Origin of the sequence: Conexibacter stalactiti (assembly GCF_033542075.1) — a bacterium.
In the GTDB taxonomy this organism is placed as follows: Bacteria; Actinomycetota; Thermoleophilia; order Solirubrobacterales; family Solirubrobacteraceae; genus Conexibacter; species Conexibacter stalactiti.
Window position 1 is genome coordinate 1 of record NZ_JAWSTH010000177.1, and the last position, 6,272, is coordinate 6,272.

The 6,272-nt window shown below is 76.0% G+C and carries 5 protein-coding genes; 4 read left to right on the plus strand and 1 reads right to left on the minus strand.

Features of this window, described 5'->3' with window-relative positions:
- Positions 1–116 precede the first annotated feature (116 nt).
- The 4 genes from sigJ to R7226_RS30685 all read left to right on the plus strand — a co-directional run bounded on the left by sigJ (position 117) and on the right by R7226_RS30685 (position 4,392).
- Positions 117–1,079 (plus strand): RNA polymerase sigma factor SigJ, encoded by a 963-nt coding sequence (gene sigJ, locus R7226_RS30670; RefSeq protein WP_404827929.1) that lies wholly within the window; start codon positions 117–119, stop codon positions 1,077–1,079.
- Positions 1,076–1,510: a DUF4345 family protein gene (locus R7226_RS30675; RefSeq protein ID WP_318601341.1), complete on the plus strand. Its 435-nt coding sequence runs from the start codon at positions 1,076–1,078 to the stop codon at positions 1,508–1,510. The genes sigJ and R7226_RS30675 overlap by 4 nt, the downstream gene beginning before the upstream one ends.
- A 91-nt stretch (positions 1,511–1,601) precedes the next feature.
- Positions 1,602–2,504, plus strand: coding sequence for a DUF429 domain-containing protein (locus tag R7226_RS30680; protein WP_318601342.1), 903 nt, complete (start codon positions 1,602–1,604; stop codon positions 2,502–2,504).
- A 94-nt stretch (positions 2,505–2,598) separates the two neighbouring features.
- Positions 2,599–4,392, plus strand: coding sequence for a hypothetical protein (locus R7226_RS30685; protein WP_318601343.1), 1,794 nt, complete (start codon positions 2,599–2,601; stop codon positions 4,390–4,392).
- Here R7226_RS30685 and R7226_RS30690 read toward each other — a convergent pair.
- A partial coding sequence (locus R7226_RS30690; RefSeq protein WP_318601345.1) for a hypothetical protein occupies positions 4,336–6,272 on the minus strand: 1,937 nt, incomplete at its 5' end. The genes R7226_RS30685 and R7226_RS30690 overlap by 57 nt on opposite strands.

Sequence of the window (6,272 nt, forward strand, 5' to 3'; positions counted from 1 at the left end):
CGGCAGCCGGCGCGGGCGACGCGCGGCAGGCGGCAGCCGGCGCGGGCGACGCGCGGCAGGCGGGCGGCGCGGCCGTCGACCAGCTCGCGCGCGACTTCGAGGCGCAGCGGCCGTATCTGCGCCGGCTCGCGTACGGGACGCTTGGCAGCTTCGCGGAGGCCGACGACGTCGTGCAGGAGGCGTGGCTGCGGCTGCAGCGCGCCGACGCGGCGGCGATCGAGGACCTGCGCGCGTGGCTGACGACCGTCGTCGGCCGGCTCGCGCTCGACGCGCTCGGCTCGGCGCGGCGACGGCGCGAGCGCTACGTCGGCCCGTGGCTGCCGGAGCCCGAGGTGACCGCGCTCGGCCCCGACGGGCCGCGCACCACCGGCCCCGTCGTCGCCGGCGGCGACGCCAGCCGCCAGGCCGCGCGCGATCCGGCCGAGCAGGTCTCGCTCGACGAGCAGGTCAGCACCGCGCTGCTGGTCGTGCTGGAGCGGCTCTCGCCGGCCGAGCGGACGGCGTTCGTGCTGCACGACGTCTTCGGGCTCGGCTTCCCCGAGGTCGCCGAGGTCGTCGGCCGCACGCCGGCCGCGGTCCGCCAGTTGGCGGCGCGGGCGCGCAGACACGTCGACGAGGGCAGACCGCGCTTCCCCGCCTCGCGCGAGCAGCAGAACGAGATCGTCGCCGCGTTCGCGGTCGCGTGGCAGGCCGGCGACGTCGAGGCGCTGCTCGGCGTGCTCGACCCCGATGTCGTCTTCACCTCCGACGGCGGCGGGGTCGTCACGGCCGCGCGCAAGCCGGTCGAGGGTGCGGAGCGTGTCGCGCGGATGCTGGCCGGCTTCACGCGCGTGCTGCGGGCGCGCAGCGACGCCGACGCCCACGGTGCTCTCGCCGAGGTCAACGGCGCGCCCGGCCTGTTGCTCGACGACGGTGGGATCCGCGGCGTCGTCTCGTTCACGATCGACGCCGGCCGGATCGTCGCGATCGACATCGTGCGCAACCCGCAGAAGCTCGGCCACGTGCCGTTCGAGGCGCTGATGCCGCTGGCGCTGGACGCCGCGCCCGAGGTCACGCCGGAGGGCGGGGACGAGCGATGACGGCGCGAGCGCCGGGGATCGCGCGCGCCGCGCTGGTCGTGCTGACGGTGACGGCGATCAGCATCGGCCTGCCGGCGTCGTTCGCGCCGCAGAGCTTCTACGACGACTACCCCTTCTTCGCCAGCTGGGTCGACCTGCTGCCGCCGTACAACGAGCACCTCGTGACCGACGTCGGCGGCCTCTACCTCGGCTTCGCCGTCGTGCTCGGCTGGGCGGCGTGGACGCTCCAGCGCGAACTGGTGCGCGCCGTCTGCGCCGGCTGGGCGCTGATGGCGCTGCTGCACTTCATCTTCCACGCCGGTCATCTCGACGGCTTCTCGACCGCGGACGCCGTCGCCGAGCTGGTCTCGCTCGGCGCGGTGCTGATCGTGCCGGCCGTGGCGGTGTGGGGCGCCGGCGCGCGGCAGGCGGAGGCCGCGGCCGCGCCGTGAGCCGGCGCGCGCGCCGGACGAGCGGCGATCTGTACATCCATGACATGTACAGATCGCCATTCCTCGGCCAGCGGCGGGCGTTCGAGGGCGCGTGGTGCTGACCGTCGGGGTCGATCTGGCCGCGCAGGACCGCAACACCGCGCTCTGCGTCGTGCGCTGGCACGGGCGGGAGGCGCGGGTCCTGGAAGCGCGCCGCGGCATCTCTGACGAGGCGATCCTCGACGCCGCCGAGCGCGCAGCGGATGAGCATGGCGGCGGCGGTGAGCGTGCCGAGCGCGCCGCGGACGGCGGCGCGTACGCCGTCGGGATCGACGCGCCGTTCGGCTGGCCGGTCGCCTTCGAACGAGCCATCGCGGCGTGGACCGGCGGCGAACCGTGGCCGGAGCCGCGCTCGCCGGTCGCGGCCGAGCGCGACGAGCAGTCGCGCACGCTGCGGCTGCGCCTCACCGATCGCTGGGTCGCGCGCGAGACGGGCCGCGTGCCGCTGTCGGTCTCGACCGACCTGATCGGGATCTGCGCGATGCGCGCCGCGGCGCTGCTGAGCGCGGCGGCGATGCGCGGCGACGGCAGCACGGGCGTGGCTGGCGCGGGTGAGTCTGGGATGGGCGTGGCTGGCGTGGGCGTGGCTGCCGCGGGCGCACGCTCCCTCTCTCGCGTCCACGGCCCCTGGTTCGAGGTCTACCCGGCGGCCGCGCGCTGGCGGTGGGAGCTGCCGACCGCCAACGACAAGCGCGACGGCGCGCTGCGGGAGGCGCGCTTGGCGACGTTGGAGGCGCGCGTGGCGGAGGTCGGTGCGACGTTGAGCCTCAGCGCGGAGACACGCGAGCGGTGCGTCGCCTCCGACGACGTGCTCGACGCGCTCCTGTGCGCGTTCGTGGCTCGGGCTGCGCAGTTGCGACGCACGCATGCGCCCCCGTCCGACCCGGCTGGCACGATCGCTCGCGAAGGCTGGATCCACGTGCCGACCGGCGGGGTCGGCGACCTCTTCACCTGAGACGGGAGGGTGACGGTTCGACGCACGCCGTTCACAGAACCGCAATCCCACGCGCATATCCGCTCGCGAGGATGTGGGGGATGAGGTCGCGCACGTGAGCCCCGCCCCGTCCCTGCGCCTCCCGCGCGGCGGCCGCCTGCGCGCGCTGCTCGCGCTCGCCGCGCTCGGGATCGCCTACGCGCTCGTGATGCAGAGCCTCGGCTGGGCGCAGACCTCCTACTTCGCGCAGATCAAGGCGTTCGCCGACGGCGACGCGCAGATCGACAGGTACCACTGGGAGACGCGTGACAAGTCGTGGTACGACGGTCACTTCTACGCCGTCAAGGCACCGGGCGCCGCGCTGCTGCTGACGCCGGTCTACGCCGGGCTCGACGCGGTCGGCGCCGATCGTCTCGCCGACGACGCCGCCCGCACCGCGCGCGAGCACGGCCGCAGCCGCTGGCACTACAGCGCGCTGCCGGTCCACAGCTACGGCTACAGCGTCGCGCGCCGCGACCGCGTGCAGTCGCTGCTGGAGCGGCAGTCGCCGATCGTCTGGGCGCTCGGGCTGGTCGGCGCGGTGCTGCCGGCGCTGCTGCTGCTGGGGATGGTCGGCTGGGCCGGCCAGCGGCTGGCGGGCGGCGGCGGGCTCGCCGCCGCGGTCACGCTCGGCGCCGGCACGCTCGTGCTGCCGTTCGCGACGCAGCTGTTCGGCCATCTGCTCGCCGCGGCACTCGCCTTCGGCGCCTTCACGCTGCTGCTGCGCGAGCGCGCCGGGCCGCCGCGGCTGGGTCTCGTCGCGCTCGCCGGTCTGCTCGCGGGTCTCGCCGTCCTGGTCGAGTACCCGCTCGCGATCGCCGGTGCGCTCGTCGGCCTCTACGCGACCTGCCGCGGCGGCACGCTGGCGAACTGGCCGGCGCGGCTGCGACGTGGCGGCGCCTACGCGGGCGGCGTGATCGCCGGCGTGCTGCCGCTGGCGGCGTACAACCTGTGGGCGTTCGGGACGCTCTGGCACAACTCCTACACGGGCGCGGTACGTGTCTCCGGCGTGACTGGCCACGCCCAGCTCGGCCTCAACGACGACCACTTCTTCGGCATCGCGCTGCCCGAGCCGGCGACGGCGCTGGAGCTGCTCGTCTCGGCGCGCGGCCTGCTGACGATCGCTCCGGTCGCGGCCGTCGGCGTCTACGGCCTGGTGCTGCTGCACCGTCGCGGCCGCCGCGCCGAAGCGCTGCTGGCGGGCGCCGTTGCGCTCGCCTACCTGCTCTACGACTCCGGCTACTGGACGCCGTTCGGCGGCGGCACGCCGGGGCCGCGCTTCCTGATCCCGCTGCTGCCGTTCGTCGCGCTCGGCTTCGCGCCGGCCTGGCGCGCGCGGCCGGCGCTGTGCGCGGCGCTGCTCGGTCCCTCGGTCACGCTGCTGCTGGCGGCGACGTTGACGCGGCCGCTGATCGGCGACCCCGACAGCGCCGGCGCCTGGGCGAGACTGATCGGCGAGGACCTCTTCACGAACACGCTGCTGAGCGCCGTCGGCCTCGGCAACGGCTGGGCGACGATGCTGCCGGTGCTCGCCTGCGTCATCGTCGCCTTCGCGCTCGCGCTGCCGTGGGGGAGGGAGGCGGGAGCCGGCCCCGCCCGCGCCGCCAACGACGTCCCCGTCGCGCTCGCCGCGCTCGCGCTCTGGCTCGTCGTCGCCTGCACCGCGCCTGCGCTGTGGGACGTGCCGGCGGTGGTCACCGGCGACGGCGGTGCCGCGGCGCTGTTCGCGGTTGGTGCAGGCGTCGGGCTGCTGTTGCTGGCGCTCGTCGGGCGTCCGGCGCGCAACGCCCCTGTTTCAGCTGGAACAGCGCTGTCACCGCTGCAACGGGGGGATACCGAAGAGCACGAGGTCGTCCCGCAGCTCGCGTGAGAGGCCGAGCGTGCGCCAGGGGCGTTGCGCCCAGCCGGCCCACGGCGTGCCCGCGAGCCGGTCGGTGTGCAGCACGACCGTTCGCACCCCGAGCGCGCGCAGGCGCGCGACCGAGCCGGCGTCGGGAAAGCCGCCGATGCGCGGACCGAGCGCCGCGAACGCGGGCGGGATCGTGGAGCTGCGCCCGTTGACCATGCGTGGGAAGCCGTCGGTCGACCACAGCAGGTAGCGGCGGTTGTCCTCGGCGGTCAACGGCAATTGCAGCAGCGGCGGCGTGGCGTCGGCGAGCCCGGCCGGCGCGCGCGGGACGGCCGGGTTCGGCGGGCCGCTCAGCCGGCCGCCGTCGAACGAGAAGGCGCTGCCCTCGACGAGCACAAGCAGCACGAGCGGCAGCGGCGCCCAGCGCCACCGTTCGGCCAATCGCTGGGCGCCCGCGGCGGCGAGCAGCGCCAGCGCGAGCGTCGCCAGCGTCATCAGCCGGCCGGGGGTGCGGATGGCATCCCAGCCGGGCAGCAGCGACAGCCAGCCGTAGGGGAACAGCAGTCGCAGGTCGGCGTCGGCGTAGCCGAGCGCCAGCACGGCGGTCGCGACGGCGCCGGCCGCCAGGCCGATCCGCAGCGCGCGCGACCAGCGGCCCCAGCCGGCACCGAGCACGGCCAGCAGGACGATCACGAGGCCGGGGAAGAGCGACTGCTCGGCGACTGCCGCGAGGTCGTCGCGCAGCGGTGCGGTGACGTCGGCCCAGACGAGGCTGTCGCGGCCGGCGGCGAGGAACTCCAGCGGCCCGCCGGAGTAGGCGGCGACCAGCTCGGGTCCTCTGCGCGCGCCGGGGAAGGCGTCGGCGACGCGCAGGTAGACGCGGCCGATCGCGACGCCGACGACCGCGAACAGCAGCGCGCCGGCCGCGGTCGCTGCGAGCAGCGGGCGGGGGATCGGGGTCGGCGCGACGTCGGCGGGTGCCACCGGCGCGCCCGCTCCCCCCGGGGCGTCATCGCGGCGACGCGCAGGCGGCAGCACCGGACGTCTGGTGTCGCCATACGGCAGCAAACGTCCGCTGCTCGGTCCGTCGGCCGCGCGGCGCGGGGCCGGTGCGGCGGGCAGGTGCGCGGCGGCCAGCGCGGCACGCCGCCCCAACCACCACCGTCGCGCGAGCAGCGCGAGCGCGAGCGCGAGCAGCAGGTAGGCGAGCTGCAGACCGAGTGTCCAGCCGAGCGACAGCTGCCAGGTCGCGACGACCCAGCCGGCCAGCACCAGCGCCGCCGACTCGCGCTGCCAGCCGCGCACGAGCAGCGCCAGCGCGAGCGGGATCCCGCCGCTGGAGATCACGTGCAGGTGACCGGCCTGCTCCAGCCGCCACGGCGAGAAGGCGAAGGCGGCGCCGGCGACGAGCGCCGCCGGCCATGACGCGCCGAGCGTGCGCGCGAGCAGGTACGCGCCGGCGAACGAGAGCGCGTACGCGAACAGGTAGAGCAGGTCGTAGCGGACGATCGCGGCATGCGGCCCGTCGCCGATCAGGCCGCTCGGGGCGTAGCCGATCAGCGCGTCGGAGAAGGCGAGCGTGTCGGCGTACGGATAGAACTGGTTCGCGTCGAAGAACCGCAGTGGCTGGTGTGCGAGCGCGTGCCCGCCCCACGCGACCTGCCACGCCTGCGACAGCGGGTCGCCGAGGTCCTTCGCGACGTGGTCGCCGAGGTGGAGGACGAGTGGCCAGTGCAGCGCGACCGCGAGCGCCGCCGCCCCCAGCGCGAGCAGCAGCAGCTCGAGCGCGAGCGGACGGCGGGGGCCGGCGGCGTCGCCGGTGCCGGTGGGCGGGCGTTCGAGCGCGGCCGCGGCCCCGCCAGCGGGTCGCGTCGGAGAAGGGCCGCCGCCGGCGCAAGTCG